This is a genomic window from Pseudoduganella aquatica, from assembly GCF_020865585.1.
In the GTDB taxonomy this organism is placed as follows: Bacteria; Pseudomonadota; Gammaproteobacteria; order Burkholderiales; family Burkholderiaceae_D; genus Rugamonas; species Rugamonas aquatica_A.
Genome location: NZ_CP086370.1, coordinates 6,107,298 through 6,131,275 on the forward strand (window position 1 = coordinate 6,107,298; position 23,978 = coordinate 6,131,275).

Below are 23,978 nucleotides of genomic sequence, written 5' to 3' on the forward strand. Positions count from 1 at the left end.
GCCGCCCCGCTACAGCCGGCTTACTTGGCGGCTTCTTTGTTGATGGCCTGGATCAGATCCTTGCCGATGCGGCCTTCCATGTCCTTCTGGACCGGCAGCAGCGCCTTGCGCCATTCGGCTTGTTCCTTGGCGCTCAGGTTGTAGATCTCGGTCTTGCCGGCCTTCTTGATGGCGTCCATGGCCAGGTCGTTGTCGCGCTGGGCGATGGCTTTTTCAAACGTGGTGGCGTCGCGCATCGCGGTTTCCAGCGAGGTGCGGATATCCGCCGGCAGGCCGTCCCAGAACTTCTTGTTCACGATGACGGCATAGCCCAGGTAGCCGTGGTTGGACACGGTCACATGCTTCTGCACCTCGTGCATCTTCTGGGTGTACATATTCGACGGCGGATTCTCGGTGCCGTCCACCACGCCGGTCTGCAGCGCCTGGTACACCTCGGAGAAGGCCAGCACCTGCGGGTTGGCGCCCAGCGTGCGCATCTGCGCGTCCAGCACCTTGGACGACTGGATACGCATTTTCAGGCCCTTGAAGTCGGCCGGGGTGCGCAGCGGCTTGTTGGCCGACATCACCTTGAAGCCGTTGTCCCAGTAAGCCAGGCCGGTGATGCCCTTGCTTTCCAGTTTCTTCAGCAGGCCCTTGCCGATCGGACCTTCGGTCACGTTGTACAGCGCAGTCTTGGTGGGGAAGATGTAAGGCAGGTCGAAGGCTTCGAATTCCTTCACGCCCAGCGGGCCGAACTTGGCCAGCGACGGCGCCAGCATCTGCACCGCGCCCAGCTGCAGCGCTTCCAGTTCTTCCTTGTCCTTGTACAGCTGGCTGTTCGGGTAGAGCTCCACCTTCACGCGGCCGTTGGTGGCCTTCTCGGCCAGCTGCTTGAAGCGCTCGGCGGCCTGGCCCTTCGGCGTGTCGGTCGCCACCACGTGGCTGAACTTGATGACGATGGGGGCTTGCGCGTAGGCGCTGAAGCTGGCGATGGCGCACAAGGCGGCCAGGGTGGCTTTCAATTTCATGTGGGGTCTCCCGTGAATGAATTACATTATTATGCTTACGTTAGCAGTTTGGAACAGTCCTAAGATACACGGCAACTGTGGAAAACCACAATAGCCGCTGACACACTAAAGTTGAATGCTCCGCCCCATGCCCAACGCCACCGACCGTCCGCCGCGCCTGCACTTCGCCAACCCGGTACGCTGGCTGCTGCCGGTGGTGCTGGTGCTGTTCTTCCTCGCCGTGCTGATCTGGCTGCCCTGGCAGGCGCGCCAGATGGAAAGCAGCGAGCGCCAGGAGCAGCTGATTGCCGACACGCTGTGGGTGGAACAGACCATCCGCTTCCAGCTCGGGCGCCATGAAGAAGCCATGCGCACCCTCAGCGGCGAGATCGCCGCCGGCCATTTGAGCCCGGCACAGCTGCACACGCGGCTGGTGCAACTGTTGCAAACGGGACACGAAATCCGCCGCGTGCTGTGGCTCACGCCGGACGGCGCGGTGGCCGCCACCAGCGAAGCGGCCGGCGCGGCCCCGGCGGCAGGGTCCGGACTCGGCCCGGCCTCGCTGGCCGCCGCCGACCATGCGCGGCGCGCGCGCAGGCCGGTCTACAGCCAGCCCGAGATCCTGCCAGGCGGCAGCAAGCCCGGCCTGGACTACCACTACCCCATCTATAACGGCGAGCACTACCTGGGCAGCCTGGTGGCGCACTACGCACTGAGCACCGTGCTCGACGAGCTGGTGCCGTGGTGGTTTGCGCAGGACAACCAGATTACCCTGCTCGACCGCGACGACAAGGTGCTGGCGCGCCGCTCGGCCGCCGGCGCCGGCCACGGCGTCTACACCCACAAGCGCGCGCTGGACCTGCCCGGCACCTCGGTCACCCTGGTCACCGACAGCGTGAAAAGCGAGCCGCGCCTGCTGCCCAACCTGCTGGTGGGCTCGGTGATCGCGCTGTCGCTGGCCCTGCTGTGGAGTTTGCTCGCGCTGTGGGGCCACATCTCGCGCCGCCTGGCCGCCGAAGGCGCGCTGCGCCAGCAGATGAGCTTTCGCACTGCCATGGAAAATTCGCTGGTGACCGGGCTGCGCGCGCGCGACCTGGAAGGTCGCGTCACCTACGTCAACCCAGCCTTCTGCCAGATCGTCGGCTATCCGCCGGAAGAGCTGGTGGGCAAGCTGCCGCCCATGCCCTACTGGGCGCCGGAAGTGATGACGGAATACCAGCACCGCTTCGCCGGCGTCCTGGCCGGCAACGTCACGCCGCAGTTCGAGACCATCTTCCAGCGCGCCAGCGGCGAGCGGGTGCCGGTGCTGATCTTCGAGGCGCCGCTGGTGGACAACAACGGCAAGCAGACCGGCTGGATGGGCTCCATCCTCGACATCTCGGACCGCAAGCGCATCGAAGAACTGAACCGGCAGCAGGAACAGAAGCTGCAGACCAGCGCGCGCCTGGCCACCATGGGCGAGCTGGCCTCCATGCTGGCGCACGAGCTGAACCAGCCGCTGGCGGCCATCTCCAGCTACACCACCGGCGCGCTGAACGTGATGGCGCGCGCCGAAGACTCAGGCCAGCCGCTCGACTGCGGCATGCTCAAGCCGGCCCTGCAGCAAGCAGGCGCGCAGGCCCAGCGCGCCGGGCAGATCATCCGCAGCGTGCACGAATTCGTGAAAAAGCGCGAGCCGGAGCGGCGCGAAGTGGCGGTGCAGTCCCTGCTCGACGGCATCGAAGCGCTGATCGAGCTGCAGGCTCGCCAAAGCTACGTGGCGCTGCAGACCGACATCCCGGCCGCGCTGCCCCCGGTACTGGCCGACCGCGTGATGATAGAGCAGGTGCTGCTCAACCTGACCCGCAACGGCATCGAATCCATGGCCCAGGTGCCGCCCGAGCGGCGCCTGCTGCGCGTGCGCGCGCGGTACGACGCGGCCGCCGCGCAGGTGGCGGTGGAGGTGATCGACCAGGGCCACGGCATACCGGACGACGTGGCCGAGCGCCTGTTCGCGCCCTTCTTCTCCACCAAGGCCGAAGGCATGGGCATGGGTTTGAGTATCTGCCGCACCGCGATAGAATTCCATGGCGGCACGCTGGTGCACAAGCCCAATCCGGGCGGCGGCACCATTTTCACATTCACGCTGCCGGCCGCCGGCGCGCCCTGAAAGGACAACTATGCTGCACATCGTGGACGACGAAGCCGTAGTGCGCGACTCGCTCTCCTGGCTGGCCTCGTCGCGCGCCATCCCCGCCACCGCCTACGCCAGCGCGGCCGACTTCCTGGCCTGGGCCGGGCGCGCCGAGTTCGACGCCATGGGCGACTGCGTGCTGCTCGACGTGCGCATGCCCGACATCAGCGGCGTGGCCGTGTTCGACCAGCTGGCCGCGCGCGGGCTGACGCAGCGCCTGCCGGTGATCTTCCTGACCGGCCACGGCGACGTGCCGATGGCGGTCGACACCCTCAAGCGCGGCGCCTTCGACTTCTTCGAAAAGCCCTTCAACGACAACCAGCTGATGGACCGGGTGCAGGAAGGCCTGGCCACCTCGCGCGACGCCAGCGCGGCGGCGGCGGTGCACGCCAGGCTGGCCACCCTGTCCACCCGCGAGCGCGAAGTGCTGGACCTCATCCTGGCCGGCAAGATGAACAAGGTGGTGGCCGACCAGCTCGGCATCAGCATGCGCACGGTGGAAGTCCACCGCGCCCACATCTTCGACAAGATGCAGGTCAAAACCGCAGTCGAACTCGCCGGCCTGCTGAAATAAGCCGCAGCGCTGTAGCTCCGCAGCGTGCTGCGCAAAATTACTTTACCGCTTATATAACTGCTGATATTATTTACTCATGAAACCTGGACTCGGAACCCAATTGCGCCATTTGATCGATCTGCTGGACGGAGCGGTGGGCGCCGCCTATGAGGAAGCGGGCCTGGATTACCGGCCGCGCTACACGCCGGTGATGCGCGCGCTGACGCAGGGCGAGGCGCGCACCATAGGCCAGATCGCCGAGTCCGCCGGCATTACGCAGCCGGCCGCCACGCAGACCATCGCGCTGATGCTCAAGGCCGGGCTCATCGTGTCCGAGCCGGGCGCGCTGGACGGGCGGCAGAAAATGATCAGCCTGAGCGCGCAAGGCCGCGCGCTGCTGCCCCAGCTGCAGCAATGCTGGCAAGCCACGGCGGCGGCGGCCCGCAGCCTCGATGGCGACCTGCCCTATCCGCTGTCGGACGCGCTGGCCAACGCCATCGCCGCCCTGCGGCAGCAATCTTTCGGCGAGCGCATCCGCGCCGCGCGCAGCAAGCAGAAATAAAACCCGCAGCACCACCTGGAGAACATCATGAGCACAACGCAGCACGCTGTTCCGGTTTCCCCCGTCCCCGCCAGCCTGGGCGCGCGCGCCGCGCGCCAGCCGGTGGTCCGCATCCTGCTGGCCACGCTGGCCATGGTGCTGCCGGTGGCGGCGGTGCTGGTGTTCGCCAATGTGGTGCTGGAGAAATCCATGCGCGTGGCGTGGCCGCAGCTGCTGGCCGCCGCGCTGTGCGTGCTGGGCTACCGCTACTACGTGGCGAAAATCGAACGGCGCGTGCCGGACGAATTGTCCTCTGACGGCGCCGCGCGCGAAACCAGCGTGGGCCTGGCCTGGGGCACGGCGCTGTCGCTGGGCGTGATCGGCGCGCTGGCCGCGGCCGGCGCGTTCCAGGTGGTGGGCAACAACAGCTGGACCGTCATCTTCAAGCCGGTTGCCGAGCTGGTACTGGTGGCCGTGTTCGAAGAACTGCTGTTCCGCGCGGTGCTGCTGCGCATACTGCAAGTGGCGCTCGGCACGCGCTGGGCGCTGGCGCTGTCCTCGCTGCTGTTCGCGCTGGCCCACTTCCCCAACGACGGCGTGAGCGCGCTCGGCCTGGTGATCACCGTGGCCGCCGGCGTGATGTTCGGCGCCGCCTACCTGAAAACCGGCCGCATCTGGCTGGCAGCGGGGCTGCACTTCGCCTGGAACTTCATCACCGGCACCGTGTTCTCGCTGCCCGTCTCCGGCGGCGCCGCCAAAGGCTGGATCATCGGCCGCCTGAGCGGCCCCGAATGGCTCAGCGGCGGCAACTACGGCATCGAAGCCTCCGCCGTCACCCTGCTGGCCGTTATCGCCGTCGCCATCCTGCTGCGCCCCGCCCGCACGCCAGCCAAGGCCGCTTGATGGAAATCATATCCACGCCTAATATCTAAGAAGCATTTCAGGATGACCCATATGATCAGTTCATGGGCACCTGCGATCCCAAAAAGCGACTGGCCAATCTGCACAAGCACGGCATCGATCTGAACGACGTAGATGAAGTGTTCGCCGCCCCGGTTGTTACACAAGAAGACAGATCCCGGGATTATCCGGAAGAACGCATGCGCAGCATAGGCTGGTTCCGTGGAGACATCGTCGTGTTGATCTGGGCGCCGCCAGAGGACAGCCCTCGCTTTATTTCGTGTCGGAAGGCGAACAAACATGAACGGAAGGAATACTTGGCCAACGTTTTACCTTAGCCCCGAGCAGATCGAAGCGCTCTATGATGCAATGCCAGAGGAAGATCTGCCGCCATCTCCATCGGTCGAAGAACTGGAAGGCGAATGGGGACCAGGTAGAGTCATCATGCCTGGCGAATACCGGCACCAACGAAGCGGATTGCCGGCAGCCGAAGTCATGGGAGCGCCAACGGCTTCATCTATCGCTGTACTCAATGCGCGCGAGGAAAACAGCGCATTCGTCTCGCAATTACCGCCGGAGAGCCTCAACAAGACTGACGCCGCTGCGGAACTGGTGATCCTTTTCGCGCACTCCCAGCTCGATGTCGAAACCCTGCTGAACTCAGCGCGGGACCGCCTGGCGGCGAAAGGAACGCTGTGGGTTTGTTGCGCAAAATTTCGCTCCGAATACCAATCCGACGCATCAGTCCATCGCATTCTGCATTTTGCTCATACGTCGGGAATGATGGGGGAAGCGATATTGCCTATCGACGAAGACTGGGTCTGCGTCAGTCTGTCAACTTCAGTGGTGCCGGGCCAGCGCCCATTCGACGTGTTCGCGCACCAGCGCTGATTCGTGGCTGCGGCGCGACTCCAGCGCGGCGACAATCGCCGCGTCGCCGCGCGCGCCGGCGGCGGCAGCGTTGCCCAGGCCGACCGCGATATTGCGCAGCCAGCGCTCGTGGCCGATGCGGCGTATCGGGCTGCCTTCCATCTTGCGGTTGAATTCATCCTCGCTCCAGCCGAACAGCTCCACCATGCCTGCGCTGCCCAGGCCGTGCCGTTCGTCGAAGTCTGGCAGGGTGGCGCGCTGGGCGAATTTATTCCAGGGGCAGACCGTCTGGCAGTCGTCGCAGCCGTACACGCGGTTGCCGATCAGCGGGCGCATCTCCTCGGGAATGGCGTTCTTCAGTTCTATGGTCAGGTAGGAGATGCAGCGCCGCGCGTCCAGCCGGCCCGGGCCGAGGATGGCTTGCGTGGGACAGGCGCTGATGCAGGCGCTGCACTGGCCGCAGTGCGCGCCGGTCGGCGGGTCGACCGGCAGCGGCAGGTCGACCAGGATTTCTCCCATGAAGAACATCGACCCGGCGCTGCGGTTGATCAGCAAGGTGTGCTTGCCGCGCCAGCCCAGGCCGGACTTCTCGGCCAGCGGCAGCTCCATCACCGGCGCCGAGTCGGTGAACACGCGGTAGCCGAAGGCGCCGATGGCGCGCTGGATGCGGTCGGCCAGCTGCTGCAGCCGCGCGCGCAGCACCTTGTGGTAGTCGCGCCCCCGCGCATAGACCGAGATCACCGCCGCCGACGGATCGGCGATGCGCGCCGCCTCGCGCTCGCGCCAGTCCTCCTCCAGCGAGGCGGGCAGGTAGTTCATGCGCGCCGTGATCACGCGCACCGTGCCCGGCACCAGCTCGTCCGGGCGGGCGCGCTTCATGCCGTGCGCCGCCATGTAGTCCATTTCGCCGTGCATGCCGGCGTCCAGCCAGGCCTGCAGCCCGGCCTCCTGCGCCGACAGGTCGATGTCGGCCACGCGCACTTCCGCAAAGCCCAGCTCCGTGCCCCATTCCTTGATGGATAGTGCAAGTTCGTCTAAATTGAGATCGGCAAGGGACATCGGCTTTACAATGCAACGGTTTACAACCTCACATTTTATTCGATGCAGCACTTTAAATCCCATCTCCACGACGAAGCCGGCACCGCCGCCCTGGGCGCGGCCCTGGCGCGCGCCATCCTGCCGGGCATGGCGATCTATCTGCACGGCGACCTGGGCGCGGGCAAAACCGCCCTCACGCGCGCGCTGCTGCACGCCGCCGGCCACGCGGGCAATGTGAAAAGCCCGACCTACACGCTGTCCGAACCTTACAGCGTGCAGCTGGAAGGGCGCGCCGTCAACGTGATCCACTTCGACCTGTACCGCATGAGCAGCCCCGAGGAATTCCTCGACGCCGGCTTCCGCGAGGACTTCAACGGCGACAACATCTGCATCGTCGAATGGCCGGAGAAGGCCGGCCCCGTGCTGCCGCCGCCGGACCTGCATGTATTCTTGGCTGTGGCTGGCGAGGGACGTGATGTAGAATTGCAAGCGTCCTCTGCCTTAGGTCTGTCATGCCTGCAACGCCTCAAATTCGCACCGAACATGTAAAGTCCCGCCACAGGCGCACGGTACTGAGGGCCGGCAGCGCGCTGCTGCTGTCCGTGATGGCGCCGCTGCCGGCGCGCGCCGCGCAGATCCTGGCGGTGCGCGTCTGGCCCGCCGCCGACTACACCCGCGTGACGCTGGAGAACGATTCCAACCTGAAGGCCACCCATTTCATCGTGAAGGACCCGGAGCGCCTGGTGGTCGACATCGAAGGCCTGGAGCTCAATCCCACGCTGAAAACCCTGGTCGCCAAGATCCAGTCCAACGACCCCTACATCCGCCAGGTGCGCGTGGGCCAGAACCGGCCCAACGTGGTGCGGCTGGTGTTCGACCTGAAAGAAGAAATCACGCCGCAGGTGTTCGCGCTGGCGCCGGCCGGCCAGTACAAGCACCGCCTGATCTTCGACCTGTATCCGGTGAAAGCGGTCGACCCGATCGCGGCCATGATAGAAAAAGGCGACTGGAGCAACGCGCCCGAACTGCCGCACGGCGAGGCCGTAGCGCCTGTGCCGGCTCCGGGCAGCGGCGTGCAAGCCAATCAGGCCACGCAGGCCGCGCAAGCGAAAGCCGAAGCGCGCGCCGAGATCAAGGCCGAAGCAAAAACCGAAGCGGCCGCGCCTAAGCCGGACCTGGCGCACACGCCGCCGGAAGCCCGCCCTGAAAACAAGGACCCGCTGCCGCAAGCCAAGCCCCGGCCCGGCCAGAAGGTGGCGCGCATGATCACCATCGCGCTCGACCCCGGCCACGGCGGCGAAGACCCCGGCGCCATCGGTTCCAGCGGCTCGCGCGAGAAGGACATCGTGCTGTCCATCGCCAAGCGGCTCAAGGGCAAGCTGGAGCAGCACCCCAACATCCGCGTCATGCTGACCCGCGACGGCGACTACTTCGTGCCGCTCGGCACCCGCGTGGACAAGGCGCGCAAGGTGCAGGCCGACCTCTTCGTCTCCATCCACGCGGACGCCTTCGTGCAGCCGTCCGCGCGCGGCTCGTCGGTGTTTGTGCTGTCCGAAAAAGGCGCCAGCTCCAGCGCCGCGCGCTGGCTGGCCAACAAGGAAAACGACGCCGACAACATCGGCGGCGCCAACGTGCAAAGCCAGGACAGGCAGCTCGCCAGCGTGCTGTTCGACCTGTCCACCACGGCCCAGATCAACGACAGCCTGAAGCTGGGCAAGGCCGTGCTGGGCGAAATCGGCGGCATCAACCGCCTGCACAAAGGCTCGGTCGAACAGGCCGGCTTTGCGGTGCTGAAAGCGCCCGACATTCCGTCCATCCTGATTGAAACGGCCTTCATCTCCAACCCGGAGGAGGAAGCCCGCCTGAAGGACAACGACTACCAGGACAAGCTGGCCGACGCCGTCGTGAAAGGCATCCGCCAGTACTTCGCCAAAAATCCGCCGCTCGCCAAGAGCCGCATGACTTAAGCCAGGAAGACCACATGATCAGCCACACCAGGCACGGCGAGCTGCCGGCCATCCGCATCACCGCGCCCGACGGCGCCCAGGCCACCATTGCGCTGTACGGCGCGCACCTGCTGTCGTGGAAGACCCCGGACGGCAAGGAGCGTTTGTTCCTGAGCGCGTGCTCGCCCATGGACGGCAGCGCGGCCATACGCGGCGGCGTGCCGGTGATTTTCCCGCAGTTCTCCACGCGCGGCGACGGCCAGCGCCACGGCGTGGCGCGCCTGTCGCACTGGCGCCTGGGCGCATCCGGCTCGGCGGAGGACGGCGTGTACGCGGAGTTCGAACTGACCCAGGCCGACGTGCCCGCGCCGCTGGCCGCAGGCTGGCCGCACGACTTCGCGCTGCGCCTGCGCTTCGCGCTGCAAGGCAATGCGCTGCACATGCGCTTCAATGTGCGCAACACGGGCGCGGACAGCTTCAGCTTCGCCAGCGCGCTGCACACCTACTACGCGGCGGGCGACTTCCTGAAAACCACGCTGCAAGGCCTGGAGCAGGGCAAGATCGCCTTCGGCCCGCCGCTGGACAATATCTACGCCGCGCCGGCCGAACTGGAACTGCGCACGGCGGACAGCCAGCTGCAGCTGCGCCAGCAGGGCTTTACGGAATGGGTGGTGTGGAATCCTGGCGCCGAGAACGCGGCCAAGCTGACCGATATGGCGGACCACGAATGGCGCGAGTTCCTGTGCATCGAACCCGCGCGCGTGGACAAGCAAGAGTTGAAAGCCGGCGCCGAATGGACCGGCCATCACACCATTACTGTCGCGGGATGAACCGGCCCGGCACCGGCGGGTTACGCGCTGCGCGCTAACCCGCCCTACATGGACTCTTTGATGATGCGGCCCGAGGCAGGCTGGATCGGGCGCGAATTGAGCGGGTACAGGCGGCTGAACAGCGCCATCTGCGCCGGCGACGCCTGCACCGGCTCCTTCATCACCAGCCACAGCACGTTCTCGGTGCACGGCGGCGTGGTCAGCGAACCCATGTAGGTGTAGTAGTCGCGCCGCTGCGGCAGCAGGTCGTTCGGGTCGAGCACGATGGAGGGCGCGGTCACGTCGCCCTTCTCCAGCGGCAGGTTGTTCCACACGGTCTGGATGGCCGGCTGCGGCTTGCCGCGCTCGAGCAGCAGCGCCAGCACCGCCAGGCGGCCTTCGCCGTCCTTGTGCACCAGGTGCACCACCATTTCAAAGCCCTTGCCGTTGATGCGCTCTTCCGAAGGACGGTGGAAGTGGAACTGCACCAGCTCATACATGCGGTTGCCCACCGACAGGAAGTTCCCCCCGCCCATGGTCACCTGCACGGTGTGGCCGTTGTCCTGCACGTTGAACGAAGACGGGCGATAGTCGAAAGTGATCTGCTCCAGGTCCACCTTCATGCCGTCGCGGATATCGATGGGCGACTGGCGGTTGCCGGTGCTGCACTTGGCCCAGTCCGCATTGATCTTGCTCCAGTTGGCCGGGCCGAACTCGCCCTCGTAGCCCCAATGGGTGCCGTTGGCGCGCGGCGGCGGCGCGGCGGCCTTGATGGCGGCCGCCTTCCTGGCCTGGGCCGCTGCGGCGGCGCGCGCGGCCTGGTTGGCGCGCATCTGCGCCAGGCGCTCGGCGATCTTGGCCGACAGCTCGGCTTCCGCCTGCTCCTCGCGTTCGCGCTCGCTCAGCTTGGGCGCGGCGGGCGCTTTCGCGGCCGGCTTGGCGCCGAACTTGGCGGCGCCGGTAGCCGTGGGCGCGCCAGCGCCGGTAGCGGTGCCGCTGGCAGCGCCGGCCCCGCTGCCGCCGATAGGCTGCGGGTTCGACGGACGGATGTTATTGATGTTGGCCTGCGCCATCTTGGTCAGCGGCGGCGCATATGGCGCGGGATCGGCGGCACCCGCCGCCGCAATGGCGAGCCAGCAGGCAGTCAGGGCGATCAGGTTGCGCATGGGAGTCCAGGTATAAAGTGCATACCTGGATTAACGGTTGCACAGCGGGAAAACTTGAGCTGTGCAGGACGAATCAGCGCGGGATCAGCGTCCCGCTTAGCGTCCGAGCACGCGCCGTCCCAGCTTCCAGGCCCCGCCCAGCATCAGCGGAACAATGGCCGCGCCCACGCCCACCATGACGATGGTGGTCAGGTGGTCGCGCACGACAGGGATGTTGCCGAACAGATAACCGCCCACGGTCAGCGACACCACCCACGCCACGGCGCCGGTGACGTTGTAGAGCTGGAAGCGGCTGAACGTCATGTCCGACACGCCCGCCACGAAGGGCGCGAAGGTGCGCACCACGGGAATAAAGCGCGCCAGGATAATGGTTTTGCCGCCGTGCTTCTCGAAGAAGTTGTGCGTGCGGTGCAGGGCGTCCTTGTTGAGCCAGCGGTAGTCATGGGTAAATACCCGTTGCCCGATGGCTTCGCCTATCCAGTAATTGACCGTGTTGCCGCTGACGGCCGCCGTGATGAGCAGCGCGATCAGCACCGGCAGGTTCATCTGGCCGGTGGCGCACAGGGCGCCGGCGATGAACAGCAAGGTGTCCCCAGGGAAGAAAAACAGCACTACCAGGCCTGTCTCGCTGAAAATGATGAAGAACAGCACCGCGTAGACCCACAGGCCGTACTGCGCGATCAACCCATCCAGAGCCTTGTCGACATGCACCAGCATGTCTAGTAATTGCATGAAATCCATAAAAATCCCAAAAGGTAGCGCCGGAATCATACACCACACTGAGCAGTGCAAGAACGTAGTGACGGTTAAATTTCACCAAGCTGCAGTATGGGGACGCATGCCGGTATTACAATTCCCGCACTCATCACCAGGAGACAAATGGATGGATTACACGACGAAGCAAGCGCTGGCGATCCCGGCGCTGGCCGCCCTGCTCTGGCAAACCGCCCACGCGGCCCCGGCCGCGCCGGCCGCCAACCCGCCCAAGCCCACCGTGGCCGACGTGGTCAAAGCCTCCAAGCCGGCCGAATGGCGCCCGCTGGACCCCGAGCACACGCTGTATATGGACCTGCCCGCCGGCCGCGTGGTGATCGAACTGGCGCCCGACTTCGCGCCCGCCCACGCCGCCAACCTGCGCGCCCTGGCGCGCGACCGCTATTTCGACGGCCTGGCCGTGCTGCGTTCGCAGGACAACTACGTGGCCCAATGGGGCGACCCGGACGAAAAGAACCCGCGCGCCTTCAAGACCGCGAAAGCCAAGCTGCCCGGCGAATTCACGGTCCCCATGGCCAATGACAAGCACTTCACCCTGCTGCCGGACCGCGACGGCTACGCCGCCCAGGTCGGCCACTCGAACGGTTTCCCGTCCGCGCGCGACCCGAAAACCGGGCGCGCCTGGCTGGCGCACTGCTACGGCATGGTGGGCGTGGGCCGCGACGTGGACAGCGACAGCGCCAACGGCAGCTCGCTGTACGCCGTCACCGGCCACGCGCCGCGCCACCTGGACCGCAACATCACGGTGGTGGGCCGCGTGGTGTCCGGCATGCCGCTGCTGTCGTCGCTGCCGCGCGGCACCGGCGCGCTCGGCTTCTACGAGAAGCCCGAGCAGCGGACGCCGATCAAGTCGGTGCGCCTGGCGGCCGACGTGCCCGAAGCCGAACGCGTGAAGCTCGAAGTGATGCGCACCGACTCGGCCAGCTTCCAGGCCGTGGCCGAAGCCCAGCGCAACCGGGGCGGCCCGTGGACCAAGGTGCCGGCCGGCTATATCGAGCTGTGCAACGTTACCATCCCCGTGCGCGAGATCGGCAAGTAAACGCCGGGGTCAGTCCCGCCGGGACTGCCCCCAGGGGTTCCCGGTTTATAATCACGGCATGAACGCTCCCGCCCCACACCGTCCCATCCAGGCCCTGCCCGACCAGTTGATTTCCCAGATCGCCGCCGGCGAGGTGGTGGAAAGGCCGTCGGCCGTGGTCAAGGAATTGCTGGAAAACGCGCTCGACGCGGGTTCCACGCAGATCACGGTGCGGCTGGAGGAAGGCGGCGTAAAGCGTATCGCCATCACCGACAACGGCCGTGGCATCGCCCCCGAGCAGCTGCCGCTCGCGCTGGCGCGCCACGCCACGTCCAAGATCGCCTCGCTGGACGACCTGGAAAACGTCAACACCCTGGGCTTCCGCGGCGAGGCGCTGGCCTCCATCGCCTCCGTGGCGGCGGTGACGCTGACCTCGCGCACGGCCGACGCGCCCCACGCCTGGGAAATCACCGGCTCGCACCTGGCCACCGTCACGCCGTCCTCCGGCGCGCACGGCACCACCATCGACGTGCGCGACCTGTATTTCAACACGCCGGCGCGGCGCAAATTCCTGAAATCCGAGCAGACCGAATTCGGCCACTGCGCCGACGTGGTGCGCCGCATTGCGCTGGCGCGGCCGGACGTGTCGTTCTCGCTGTCGCACAACGGCAAGACCGTGGACCACTGGATGGTGGGAGAAATGGCCAAGCGCAGCGCGCAGATCCTGGGCGACAATTTCGCCAGCGCGCGCCTGTCCATCGATGAAAACGCCGGCCCGCTGCGCATCCACGGCTACGCCGGCCTGCCCACCGCCTCCAAGGCGCGCGCCGACGGCCAGTTCTTCTACGTGAACGGCCGCTTCGTGCGCGACAAGGTGCTGATGCACGCGGTGCGCGCGGCCTACGAGGACGTGCTGCACGGCGACCGCTTCCCGTCCTATGTGCTGGCGCTCGACCTGGACCCGGCGCTGGTGGACGTGAACGTGCACCCGTCGAAAATCGAAGTACGCTTCCGCGACAGCCGCGCGGTGCACCAGTTCGTATTCCACGCGGTGCAGCGCGCGCTGGCGCAAACCTCGGCCACCTCGCACGGCAGCGTGCCCTCGCCGCTGCCCGCAGCCGACGGCCTGACCGCCACCACGCCATGGCGCCCGCAGGAGCAGACTTCGTTCGGCTCCATCCTGAATCCCGACTACCAGCCCACGTTCTCGGCCTCGCCCTTCGGCCAGCCGCAGCGCCAGTTCGGTGATGTGGGCAACCAAGGCGGCGTGGCCCAGAGCACCGAGCGCTACGGCGCCCTGTTCAGCGGCGGCAGCGCGTTCGGCGCGCGCGCCAGCTATGGCGTTGACGGCGCGGACGGCGGCGGCGCGACTTCCGGCGACCTGCCCGGCTCCGGCAGCGGCTACGCCCTGCCCCAGGCCGCCCCCTACGTCGCCTCCTCCGCCACCATGGCCGACGAAGAATTCCCCCTCGGCTTCGCGCTGGCGCAGCTGCACGGCATCTACATCATGGCGCAGAACAGCAAAGGCCTGGTGCTGGTGGACATGCACGCCGCGCACGAGCGCATCCTGTACGAGCAGCTGAAAAACGCGCTGGACGCGCAAGTGTCCGGCCAGGACATGCAGGTGCAGCAGCTGCTCATCCCCGTCACCTTCTACGCCGACGCAGTGGAAGTGGGCACCGCGCAAGAGCACCAGGAAACCCTGCACTCGCTGGGCTTCGACATTGCCGCCCTGTCGCCCACCACGCTGGCGGTGCGCACCGTGCCCGCCCTGCTGAAGAACGCCGACGCGCAAACCCTGGCGCGCGACGTGCTGCGCGACGTGCGCGAATTCGGCGGCTCGCGCGTGCTCATCGAGCGCCGCAACGAACTGCTCGGCACCCTGGCCTGCCACACCGCCGTGCGCGCCAACCGCATCCTGTCGGTGCAGGAAATGAACGCCCTGCTGCGCCAGATGGAAAGCACCGAACGCGCCGACCAGTGCAACCACGGCCGCCCGACCTGGGTGCAGGTGGAAATCAACGCGCTGGACAAGCTGTTCCTGCGCGGCCAGTAATCAAAGTTCAGCAAGACAGGCATCATGACGCAACAAGCTAAAAAACCGCTGGCCGTGGCCATCATGGGTCCCACCGCCAGCGGCAAGACCGCCGCCGCGCTGGCCATCGCGCGGCAGATCCCGTCCGAAATCATCTCCGTCGACTCGGCGCTGGTGTACCGCGGCATGGACATCGGCACCGCCAAGCCCACGCGCGAGGAGCGCGCCGCCGCGCCGCACCACCTGATCGACATCATCGACCCGCTCGACTCCTACTCGGTGGCCCAGTTCCGCAACGACACCCTGCGCCTGGTGGACGAGATCACCGCGCGCGGCAAGCTGCCGCTGCTGGTGGGCGGCACCATGCTGTACTTCAAAGGCCTGGCCGACGGCCTGGACGACCTGCCCGGCGCCGACCCGGCCCTGCGCGCCGCGCTGGAAGAAGACGCCGCGCGCGAGGGCTGGCCCGCCATGCACGCGCGCCTGGCGCAGCAGGACCCCGCCACCGCCGCCCGCCTGGCGCCCAACGACGCCCAGCGCATCCAGCGCGCGCTGGAGATCATCGCGCTCAGCGGCAAGCCCATGTCCGAACTGCTGGCCCTGCGCGAGAAGACCGAGCTGCCGTTCGAGCTGCTGTCGTTCGCGCTGGAGCCGTCCGACCGCGCCGTGCTGCACGAACGCATTGCGCAGCGCTTCGACCTGATGCTGAAGGAAACCGAAGACGGCGACCTGATCACCGAAGTGGAGCAGCTGCGCCGCCGTGGCGACCTGCATCCCGGCCTGCCGTCCATGCGCTGTGTGGGCTACCGCCAGGCCTGGGAATACCTGGACGGCACGATAGACTTCAAGACCATGCGCGAGACCGGCATCATTGCCACGCGCCAGCTCGCCAAGCGCCAGCTGACCTGGCTGCGCTCCATGCCCGAGCGCGTGGTGATCGATTGCCTGAAGCCGGACGCGGCCGGGACGATGCTGGCCGCGATCAACACCTGGGGTCAGACCCCAGGGGTCTGACCCCGCGAAGTTATGCAACTGACATCAAAAACAGCTCAGCAGCAAATTATTTAGGCGCTTTCCTTGACAGCCCCCGGCCCAAACCGCGATAATGCTGGCCGTTGCGGTGATATAGCTCAGTTGGTTAGAGCACAGCATTCATAATGCTGGGGTCGATGGTTCAAGTCCATCTATCACCACCAACCTTTCGGTGATATAGCTCAGTTGGTTAGAGCACAGCATTCATAATGCTGGGGTCGATGGTTCAAGTCCATCTATCACCACCAGGATACGTCAAGAAAGCCCTGCCCCGGAAACGGCGCAGGGCTTTTTTGTTGACTTCTTAAATGCGACGATTATAATCACATTCAATTGAAGTGTGCATACACACATTTTCCCGTAAAACAGTCGTCAACATTAAGGAAATCACCATGATCCTCCGACCTACCGTGGCCTTGCTCGCCACCGCCGGCCTGGCCGCTGCCATCCTGAGCGGCTGCGGCGACGCCAACAGCAAGCCTACAGAAGCCGCCGCCGGACAGGGCGCCCCCATCACCGCTGCCGTGGTGCTGGAAAAACCCGTGACCGAGACGCAGGAGTTCTCGGGCCGGCTGGAAGCCATCGAACGGGTGCAGATCCGCTCGCGCGTGGCCGGCTACATCACGGCGGTGAATTTCCAGCCCGGCAGCAAGGTGAAAAAAGGCCAGGTGCTGTTCGTGATCGACACCCGCCCCTTCCAGGCCGAGGCCAACCGCGCCGACGCCGCCGCGCACGCGGCACAGGCCAAGGCCGAGCTGGCGCGCCTGGAACTGGCGCGCGCGGAAAAGCTGCTGGCCGACAAAGCCATCGCCCAGCGCGAGTACGACGAGCGCGCCTCCAGCCTGAAAGAGCTGGACGCGAACGCGCGCGCCGCGCTGGCGCAGGCGGAAAACGCCAAGCTCAATCTGGGCTACACGCAGGTGACCGCCCCTATCGACGGCCGCGTGAGCAAGGCCGAGATCACCGTGGGCAACCTGATCGACGCGTCCGCCGTGCTGACCTCCGTGGTCTCGGACGACAAGATCTACGCCAGCTTCGACGGCGACGAGTCGACCTATCTGAACGTGGGCGCGCGGGCGCACGGCGGCCAGCCGGTCAAGGTGCGCATAGGCCTGGCCACCGAGAGCGGCTTCCCGCACGAGGGCAAGCTGGAATTCGTGGACAACCAGCTGGACCCGCGCACCGGCGCCGTGCGCATGCGCGCCGTGTTCGCAAACGAGGCCAATCTGCTGGCCCCCGGCCTGTTCGCCAAGGTGCAGCTGGACAGCGGCGCCCAGGCGCGCGGCGCGGCCCTGCTGATCAATGAGCAGGCCATCGGCACGGACCAGAACCGCAAATTCGTCTTCGTGGTCACGCCGGACAACAAGGCCGACTACCGCCAGGTGACGCTGGGCCAGACCGTGGACGGCCTGCGCATCGTGCGTTCCGGCCTGAAGGCCGGCGAGAAAATCGTCGTCAACGGCTTGCAGCGCGTGCGTCCCGGCGCGCCGCTGTCGCCGCAGATGGTGCTGATGGACGGCCAGGCCGCCGACAAACTGGCCGCGCTGCCGGCTGCCGCGAAAGGCAACTGATCATGAACTTCTCCCGATTCTTCGTGGACAAACCGATCTTCGCGGCGGTGCTGTCCATCATCGTGTTCGTGGCGGGCCTGATCGCCATCTTCAAGCTGCCCATCTCCGAATACCCCAACGTGGTGCCGCCCTCGGTGGTGGTGACCGCCCAGTACCCGGGCGCCAATCCCAAGGTGATCGCCGAAACGGTGGCCGCGCCGCTGGAGGAGCAGATCAACGGTGTGGAGCACATGATCTACATGTCCTCGCAAAACACCTCCGACGGCGCGCTCAAGCTGACGGTCACCTTCAAGATCGGCACCAATATCCAGCAGGCGGAAACCGAAGTGCAGAACCGCGTCCAGCGCGCGCTGCCCCGCCTGCCGGAGGAAGTGCGCCAGATCGGCGTGACGACGGTGAAAACCTCGCCCAACCTGACCATGGTGGTGCACCTGGTTTCGCCGGACAACAGCTACGACGAACTGTATCTGCGCAACTACGCGGTGCTGAATGTGAAGGACCAGCTGGCGCGCATCCCCGGCATGGGCCAGGTCAACATCCTCGGCTCGGGCGACTACGCCATGCGCATCTGGCTCGACCCGCAAAAAGTCGCCGCCCGCAACATGACGGCCACCGACGTCACCAACGCCATCCGCGAGCAGAATGTGCAAGTGGCCGCCGGCGTGGTGGGCGCCTCGCCCAGCAAGGACAGCGAGTTCCAGCTCACGCTCAACACGCAGGGCCGCCTGAAAACCGAGGAAGACTTCGGCAACATCATCGTGCGCACCAATGAAAACGGCGCACTGACACGCTTGCGCGACGTGGCCCGGATTGAACTGGGTTCCGGTTCCTATGCGCTGCGCGCGCTGCTGGACAACAAGCCCGCCGTGGCGCTGGCCATCTTCGCCTCGCCGGGCGCCAACGACCTGCAGCTGTCGGCCGACGTGCGCGCCAAGATGGCGGAGCTGAACAAGCAGTTCCCGCAAGGCGTGCAGTACTCCGTGGCCTACGACCCGACCATGTTCGTGCGCGATTCGATCACTGCCGTGATCCACACGCTGCTGGAAGCCATCGCGCTGGTGGTGCTGGTGGTGATCGTGTTCCTGCAAACCTGGCGCGCGTCCATCATCCCGCTGCTGGCGGTGCCGGTATCCGTGGTGGGCACCTTTGCCGTCATGCTGGGCTTCGGCTTCTCCATCAACACGCTGACGCTGTTCGGCCTCGTGCTGGCCATCGGCATCGTGGTGGACGACGCCATCGTGGTGGTGGAAAACGTGGAGCGCAATATCGCCAACGGGCTCACGCCGCGCGCGGCCACCGTGCAGGCCATGAAGGAAGTGAGCGGCCCCATTATCGCCATCGCGCTGGTGCTGTGCGCCGTGTTCGTCCCTATCGCTTTCGTGCCCGGCCTCACCGGCCAGTTCTACCGCCAGTTCGCGCTCACCATCGCCATTTCCACCGTTATCTCGGCATTCAGCTCGCTGACGCTGGCGCCCGCCCTGTCGGCCGCCCTGCTGCGCCCGCACGACGCGCCCAAGGACGCGCTGACCCGCGTGATGGACAAGGTCTTCGGCCGCTTCTTCAATTGGTTCAACGGCTTCTTCGGCCGCGCATCGCACCGCTATGAAGGCGGCGTGAAAGGCGTACTGGCGCGCAAATCGGCCTCTGTCGGCTTCTATCTCGTGCTGGTGGCGCTGGCCGCCGTGATGTTCCAGCTGGTGCCGGCCGGCTTTGTGCCGTCGCAGGACAAGGGCTACCTGGTGGGCTTCGCGCAGCTGCCGGACGCCGCCTCGCTGAACCGCACCGAGTCCGTCATCCGCCGCACCGCCGATATCGCGCTGGGCGTGCCGGGCGCGCGCAACACCGTGGCCTTCCCCGGCCTGTCGGTCAACGACCTGACCAACGCGCCCAATTCCGGCATCGTCTTCGTGGGCGAACTGGCGCCGGAAACCCGCAACACCAAGGAAGTGAGCGGTCCCGGCATCGCGGCGGAAATCAACAAGCGCGTGGGCTCCATCCAGGACGCCTTTGTGATGGTGTTTCCGCCGCCCCCAGTGAACGGCCTGGGCACCATAGGCGGCTTCAAGATGATGGTCGAAGACCGAGGCAACCTTGGCTACGACGCGCTGTACGAGGCGACGCAGAAGCTGGTGCAGAAAGCGCGCGCCGCGCCGGAACTGGCGGGCGTGTTCTCCGGCTACCAGATCAACGTGCCGCAGCTGTATGCGGACATCGACCGCGACAAGGCCAAGCAGCTGGGCGTGCCGCTGGCGACCATCTACCAGACCTTGCAGATCAACCTCGGTTCGCTGTACGTGAACGACTTCAACCAGTTCGGCCGCACCTATCAAGTGCGCGTGCAGGCGGATGCGCAATTCCGCTCGCACGTGGAAGACGTGGCGCAGCTGAAGGTTCGCAGCGACAAGGGCGAAATGATTCCCCTGTCCTCGCTCATGCGCATCAGCGACAGCTATGGGCCGGACCGCGTGCAGCGCTTCAACGCCTACACGGCGGCCGACGTGAACGCCGGTCCGGCGCCGGGCTACTCGTCCGGCCAGGCGCAGGCGGCGCTGGAACGCATTGCGCAGGAAGTGCTGCCGCAGGGCGTGACGTATGAATGGACCGAGCTGACCTACCAGAACATCCTGGCCGGGAATACGCTGGTCTATGTGTTCCCGCTGTGCGTGCTGCTGGTGTTCCTGGTGCTGGCCGCCCAGTACGAAAGCTGGACGCTGCCGCTGACGGTGATTTTGATCGTGCCGATGTCCATCATGAGCGCGCTGGTCGGCGTGAAGCTGACCGGCGGCGACAACAACATCTTCACGCAGATTGCGCTGTTCGTGCTGGTGGGGCTGGCGTCCAAGAACGCCATCCTGATCGTGGAATTCGCCCGCGAGCTGGAGCACCACGGACGCACCGTGCTGCAAGCGGCGCTGGAAGCGTGCCGCCTGCGCCTGCGCCCCATCCTGATGACGTCGATCGCCTTCATTATGGGTGTGCTGCCGCTGGTGTTCTCGCACGGCGCAGGCGCCGAGATGCGCCACGCAATGGGCGTGGCGGTCTTCGCCGGCATGCTGGGCGTGACCTTCTTCGGCCTGTTCCTCACGCCGCTGTTCTACGTGCTGCTGCGCACCCTGGCCAAGCGCCTGGAAAGCAAACGCGCCGCCGCCGGCGATGCGCTGGAAGCGCCGGCAGCCAACCTGGAAGGACATTGATATGAAAAACTTTTCCAACCGCGCCGCGCCGTTGCTGGCGCCCTTGCTCGCAGCCCTGCTGCTGAGCGCCTGCGCCGCGCCGGCGTTCAAGCAGCCGGACATCGCCGTCCCCGTGGCATTCAAGGAGGCGCCGCAGGGCGCCGCCACCGGCGCCGTGCAGACCGCCGCCGACGGCACGCAATGGCGGCAGGCCCGCGCCGCAGAGCAGCAGCCGCGCGGCGAATGGTGGCTGGCCTTCAACGACCCGGCGCTGAATGCGCTGGTCACCGAGGCCACGCGCAACAACGCCAGCCTGGCCGGCGCCACGGCCCGCGTGAAGCAGGCGCGCGCCATCGCCGGCATCGCCGAGGCGGACCGCGTGCCGCAAGTGGGCGCAAGCGCTGGCGCGCAGCGTGCCCTGTCCTCGCCCACACAGGCCGGACTGCCGGCCGGCACGCCCATGTCGCCACACACCGGCTACACGGCCAAGCTGACGGCCAGCTACGAGGTGGACCTGTTCGGGCGCGTGGCGTCCAATGTGTCGGCCGCGCACGGCGACGCAGCGGCAGCCGAAGCGACCTACCGCTCCGTGCTGCTGGCCCTGCAGGCCGACGTGGCGCAGACCTACTTCCGCCTGCGCGCCACCGACGCCGAACTGGAAACGCTGGCGCGCACCGTGCAGACGCGCGAGGAGAACGTGAAGGTCAACCAGCGCCGTTTCGACCTGGGCGACATCGGCGAATTCGACCTGGCGCGGGCCAAGACGGAGCTGTCCTCCACGCGGGCCGAAGCCATCGGCCTGCAGCGCCAGCGCGCCACCACCGAGCATGCGCTGGCGGTGCTACTGGGGAAACCGGCGGCCGATTTCACGGCAGGCGCCAGCCCGCTGCTGGATACGGCGCTGATGCCGGCCATCCCGGCAGGGCTGCCGTCCGCGCTGCTGGAACGGCGTCCGGACATCGCCGCCGCGCAGCGCGTGATGGAAGCGTCCAACGCCCGCATCGGCGTGGCGCGCGCGGCCATGTTCCCGGCGCTGAACATCGGCGCCTCGGGCGGTGGCGTGGGCGGCGCGTTTTCGGACGTGTTCAAGATCAGCAGCCGTTCCTGGCTGCTGGGCGCGCTGCTGTCGGCGCCGCTGATAGACGGCGGCCGCAACAAGGCCAATGTGGCGCGCAGCGAAGCGGTGCTGGACGAGTCGGTGGCGGCGTACCGGCAAAGCGTGCTGGTGGCGTTTGCGGAGGTTGAAGATAATCTGGCGGGCCTGCGCATACTGGCGGGGCAGGCAGGGCAGATCGAGGAGGCCGTGTTGTCGGCGCGCCGCTCGGCCGAGCTGGCGCAGAAGCTGTACAGCGCGGGACGCTCGAGCTACCTGGAGCTGCTGGACGCGCAGCGCAATCTGGCGGCGGTGGAGCGCGCGGCGGTGCAGCTGCGCGGACAGCGCGCGGTGACCACCGTGGCGCTGATACGCGCGCTCGGCGGGGGCTGGGGGCAGGCGCCGGTTTGACGCGTGCATGGCGGGTTACGCGTGCTGCGCACGCTAACCCGCCCTACGAATGCACGAGCCGCCGTGCCACTGCGTAGGGCGGGTTAGCGCGAAAGCGCGTAACCCGCCAGGCCGCCGCCACATACGTTACACTTGCCGCTGAAAGCCCGTCCGAAAGCTCTACCATGTCACAGAAGAACGTCCAATTTACCGTCGCCGCCCACATCGCGGCCGTACTCGGCTACCGCTATGGCGAGGACGTCACGTCGGCCATCCTGGCCGGCAGCGTCAACGCCGAGCCGACCTTTGTGCGCCGCTCCATCGCCAAGCTGGCCAAGGCCGGCATCGTTTCCGCCACGCGCGGCAAGAACGGCGCCTGCACACTGGCCCGCCCGCCGCAGGACGTTTCGCTGCTCGACATCTACCGCGCCAGCGCCGCCCCTGCCACCTTCGCCATCCACGACTACGACGTGCAGCCGGTATGCCCGGTGAGCGACCATATCAAGGAGAGCATGGCCGAAGTACTGGACGACGCGCAAGCCGGCTTCGAAGCACGGCTGGCCGCGCGCACGCTGGCCAGCCTGATTGACAGCATCCAGCTCAAGGAGCGTCCATGAGCACCGCCGATCTCGACACCCCGCTCTGCAACTGCTTCGCGCTGCGGCAGGCGGCGCGCCACGTCACCTCGCTGTACGACCGCCACCTGGCGCCGTCCGGCCTGGCCACCTCGCAATACAGCCTGCTGGCGCATATCCGCGCCCTGCCCGGCATCGGCATGCAGCAGCTGTCCGAGCGCATGGTGATGGACAGGACCAGCCTGGTGCGCGCCATCAAGCCGCTCGCGCGCGACGGCTACGTGCTGCAGGCGCCGGATCCGGAAAACAGCCGCAAGCTGGTGTTCTCCCTCACCGCCGCAGGCCAGGCCAAGTTCGAGGAAGCCCACGGCTACTGGGCGCAGGCGCAGGCCGAATACGAAGCCGGCGTGGGCGCCGAACGCGCCGCCGCCCTGCGCGCCGAACTGCGCTCCCTCACTCAGAACGGTTTGTAAGGCAGGAATTTCCCGTCCAGCGTAATGATGGCGCGCGAGCCGCCCTCCGGATCGTCCACCTTCTGGATGTCCATCTTGAAGTTGATGGCGCTGATGATGCCGTCGCCAAACTGCTCATGCACCAGCGCCTTGAGCGTGGTGCCGTAGACCTGCACCATTTCGTAGAAGCGGTAGATGGTGGGATCGGTCGGCACGCCGCCGGGTATGCTGCCGCGCAGCGGGATGGTTTGCAGCAGCGCAGCCGCCTGCGCATCGAGGCCGAGCCGCTCGGCCACGGCCAGTGCGGCCGGCTTCGGCAATGCGTGCTGGCCCAGCAAGGCCGCCGTCACATAGGGCACGCTCAGGCCCGTGCCCTCCGCCAGCTGCGCCCACGTTAAATCCTTCATGGCCTTGGCGGTGACGATCTGGGCGCTCAGCGCCATATGCGCGTCCTGCGTGTGGGTCGATTGCAGCATGGTGATTCCTTTCAAGGTTGAAGGGTTGGTTCCTCCCACGATGCAACTACCATGCCAGTTTTTTGCACCAGTTTGCGCCAGCGCAGAACATCCGCTTCCGGCCCGCGCCATTATCGAAGCTCCTTTCCACGCGCGAGGCCGACATGAATCCAGACAAACTGATGATCCCCCTGACCCAGGTGCTGACCCGGCACCGCGAACAAATCCTGCCCATGCTGGGCGGGAAGGCCAACGGCAACGCGCGCGCGCTGCTGGGCAACGACGCGGCCATGCGCACGCTGGCCACCTATTCCTACGCCCTGCTCCCCGGCCTGGTGCGCCTGACCCTGAAGGAACCGGTCTTTGTCGATTTCGTCATGACGCACCGGGACCAGATACTGGAGCGGCTGCTGGTGCAGTAATCCGCC

At 66.5% G+C, this 23,978-nt stretch carries 23 protein-coding genes and 2 tRNA genes; 20 read left to right on the plus strand and 5 right to left on the minus strand.

Features of this window, described 5'->3' with window-relative positions; genetic code table 11:
• Positions 1-20: 20 nt before the first annotated feature.
• Complete coding sequence (locus tag KT882_RS27160) at positions 21-1,007, minus strand: TRAP transporter substrate-binding protein (RefSeq protein WP_161073936.1); 987 nt, start codon at positions 1,005-1,007, stop codon at positions 21-23.
• A 127-nt stretch (positions 1,008-1,134) separates the two neighbouring features.
• Between KT882_RS27160 and KT882_RS27165 the strand changes: the two genes are divergently transcribed.
• From KT882_RS27165 to KT882_RS27190, 6 genes are all read left to right on the plus strand, one after another.
• Positions 1,135-3,135 carry an ATP-binding protein gene (locus KT882_RS27165; RefSeq protein WP_228893785.1) on the plus strand — a complete coding sequence of 667 codons (2,001 nt, stop codon included), beginning with the start codon at positions 1,135-1,137 and terminating at the stop codon, positions 3,133-3,135.
• A 10-nt stretch (positions 3,136-3,145) separates the two neighbouring features.
• Positions 3,146-3,733: a response regulator transcription factor gene (locus KT882_RS27170; RefSeq protein WP_161073938.1), complete on the plus strand. Its 588-nt coding sequence runs from the start codon at positions 3,146-3,148 to the stop codon at positions 3,731-3,733.
• Between the two features lie 100 nt (positions 3,734-3,833).
• Positions 3,834-4,274 (plus strand): MarR family winged helix-turn-helix transcriptional regulator, encoded by a 441-nt coding sequence (locus KT882_RS27175; protein WP_228893786.1) that lies wholly within the window; start codon positions 3,834-3,836, stop codon positions 4,272-4,274.
• 27 nt (positions 4,275-4,301) lie between these two features.
• Positions 4,302-5,156 carry a CPBP family intramembrane glutamic endopeptidase gene (locus tag KT882_RS27180; RefSeq protein WP_161073940.1) on the plus strand — a complete coding sequence of 285 codons (855 nt, stop codon included), beginning with the start codon at positions 4,302-4,304 and terminating at the stop codon, positions 5,154-5,156.
• Between the two features lie 62 nt (positions 5,157-5,218).
• The gene (locus tag KT882_RS27185; protein WP_161073941.1) at positions 5,219-5,491 is read left to right on the plus strand and encodes a BrnT family toxin; all 273 of its coding nucleotides are present in this window, start codon (positions 5,219-5,221) and stop codon (positions 5,489-5,491) included.
• On the plus strand, positions 5,454-6,044 hold the full coding sequence (locus KT882_RS27190; RefSeq protein ID WP_228893787.1) for a hypothetical protein: 591 nt from the start codon (positions 5,454-5,456) through the stop codon (positions 6,042-6,044). The genes KT882_RS27185 and KT882_RS27190 overlap by 38 nt, the downstream gene beginning before the upstream one ends.
• Here the strand turns inward: KT882_RS27190 and queG are convergent.
• A complete protein-coding gene (queG, locus tag KT882_RS27195) occupies positions 5,994-7,082 on the minus strand; it encodes a tRNA epoxyqueuosine(34) reductase QueG (RefSeq protein ID WP_161073943.1) in 1,089 nt (362 codons plus the stop codon). The genes KT882_RS27190 and queG overlap by 51 nt on opposite strands.
• Before the next feature lie 42 nt (positions 7,083-7,124).
• Between queG and tsaE the strand changes: the two genes are divergently transcribed.
• Genes tsaE through KT882_RS27210 form a run of 3 tightly spaced genes read left to right on the plus strand, consistent with a single transcriptional unit; the run spans position 7,125 to position 9,837 of the window.
• The gene (gene tsaE, locus KT882_RS27200; protein WP_161073944.1) at positions 7,125-7,610 is read left to right on the plus strand and encodes a tRNA (adenosine(37)-N6)-threonylcarbamoyltransferase complex ATPase subunit type 1 TsaE; all 486 of its coding nucleotides are present in this window, start codon (positions 7,125-7,127) and stop codon (positions 7,608-7,610) included.
• Entirely contained in the window at positions 7,574-9,028 is a 1,455-nt protein-coding gene (locus KT882_RS27205; protein ID WP_161073945.1) for an N-acetylmuramoyl-L-alanine amidase, read from the plus strand. Before tsaE ends, KT882_RS27205 begins: the two co-directional genes overlap by 37 nt.
• 14 nt (positions 9,029-9,042) lie before the next feature.
• A complete protein-coding gene (locus KT882_RS27210; RefSeq protein ID WP_161073946.1) occupies positions 9,043-9,837 on the plus strand; it encodes a D-hexose-6-phosphate mutarotase in 795 nt (264 codons plus the stop codon).
• Between the two features lie 44 nt (positions 9,838-9,881).
• Here KT882_RS27210 and KT882_RS27215 read toward each other — a convergent pair whose 3' ends face one another.
• On the minus strand, positions 9,882-10,982 hold the full coding sequence (locus KT882_RS27215; RefSeq protein ID WP_161073947.1) for a carbonic anhydrase: 1,101 nt from the start codon (positions 10,980-10,982) through the stop codon (positions 9,882-9,884).
• Between the two features lie 96 nt (positions 10,983-11,078).
• On the minus strand, positions 11,079-11,723 hold the full coding sequence (locus KT882_RS27220) for a VTT domain-containing protein (protein ID WP_161073948.1): 645 nt from the start codon (positions 11,721-11,723) through the stop codon (positions 11,079-11,081).
• A 142-nt stretch (positions 11,724-11,865) separates the two neighbouring features.
• Between KT882_RS27220 and KT882_RS27225 the strand changes: the two genes are divergently transcribed.
• The 10 genes from KT882_RS27225 (at position 11,866) to KT882_RS27270 (ending at position 23,116) form a co-directional block, all read left to right on the plus strand.
• Positions 11,866-12,795 (plus strand): peptidylprolyl isomerase, encoded by a 930-nt coding sequence (locus tag KT882_RS27225; RefSeq protein WP_228893788.1) that lies wholly within the window; start codon positions 11,866-11,868, stop codon positions 12,793-12,795.
• Between the two features lie 58 nt (positions 12,796-12,853).
• Entirely contained in the window at positions 12,854-14,830 is a 1,977-nt protein-coding gene (mutL, locus tag KT882_RS27230) for a DNA mismatch repair endonuclease MutL (protein WP_228893789.1), read from the plus strand.
• Positions 14,831-14,854: 24 nt separating this feature from the next.
• Positions 14,855-15,823 carry a tRNA (adenosine(37)-N6)-dimethylallyltransferase MiaA gene (miaA, locus tag KT882_RS27235; RefSeq protein WP_228893790.1) on the plus strand — a complete coding sequence of 323 codons (969 nt, stop codon included), beginning with the start codon at positions 14,855-14,857 and terminating at the stop codon, positions 15,821-15,823.
• A gap of 105 nt (positions 15,824-15,928) precedes the next feature.
• Positions 15,929-16,005, plus strand: a tRNA-Met gene (locus KT882_RS27240).
• Between the two features lie 7 nt (positions 16,006-16,012).
• Positions 16,013-16,089: transfer RNA gene (locus KT882_RS27245), tRNA-Met, on the plus strand.
• Between the two features lie 144 nt (positions 16,090-16,233).
• Positions 16,234-17,412, plus strand: coding sequence for an efflux RND transporter periplasmic adaptor subunit (locus KT882_RS27250; protein WP_228893791.1), 1,179 nt, complete (start codon positions 16,234-16,236; stop codon positions 17,410-17,412).
• 2 nt (positions 17,413-17,414) lie between these two features.
• Positions 17,415-20,606: an efflux RND transporter permease subunit gene (locus KT882_RS27255; RefSeq protein WP_228893792.1), complete on the plus strand. Its 3,192-nt coding sequence runs from the start codon at positions 17,415-17,417 to the stop codon at positions 20,604-20,606.
• A 1-nt stretch (position 20,607) separates the two neighbouring features.
• A complete protein-coding gene (locus tag KT882_RS27260) occupies positions 20,608-22,089 on the plus strand; it encodes an efflux transporter outer membrane subunit (protein WP_161073954.1) in 1,482 nt (493 codons plus the stop codon).
• A 164-nt stretch (positions 22,090-22,253) separates the two neighbouring features.
• The gene (locus tag KT882_RS27265; RefSeq protein ID WP_161073955.1) at positions 22,254-22,685 is read left to right on the plus strand and encodes an Rrf2 family transcriptional regulator; all 432 of its coding nucleotides are present in this window, start codon (positions 22,254-22,256) and stop codon (positions 22,683-22,685) included.
• Positions 22,682-23,116 carry a MarR family winged helix-turn-helix transcriptional regulator gene (locus tag KT882_RS27270; RefSeq protein WP_161073956.1) on the plus strand — a complete coding sequence of 145 codons (435 nt, stop codon included), beginning with the start codon at positions 22,682-22,684 and terminating at the stop codon, positions 23,114-23,116. The genes KT882_RS27265 and KT882_RS27270 overlap by 4 nt, the downstream gene beginning before the upstream one ends.
• On the opposite strand, the gene cynS is transcribed toward KT882_RS27270, so the two are convergent.
• The gene (gene cynS / locus KT882_RS27275; protein ID WP_161073957.1) at positions 23,101-23,571 is read right to left on the minus strand and encodes a cyanase; all 471 of its coding nucleotides are present in this window, start codon (positions 23,569-23,571) and stop codon (positions 23,101-23,103) included. The two genes, KT882_RS27270 and cynS, sit on opposite strands and share 16 nt — an antisense overlap.
• A gap of 143 nt (positions 23,572-23,714) precedes the next feature.
• Here cynS and KT882_RS27280 point away from each other — a divergent pair, with 143 nt between their 5' ends.
• Complete coding sequence (locus tag KT882_RS27280; protein ID WP_161073958.1) at positions 23,715-23,972, plus strand: hypothetical protein; 258 nt, start codon at positions 23,715-23,717, stop codon at positions 23,970-23,972.
• Positions 23,973-23,978: the final 6 nt, after the last annotated feature.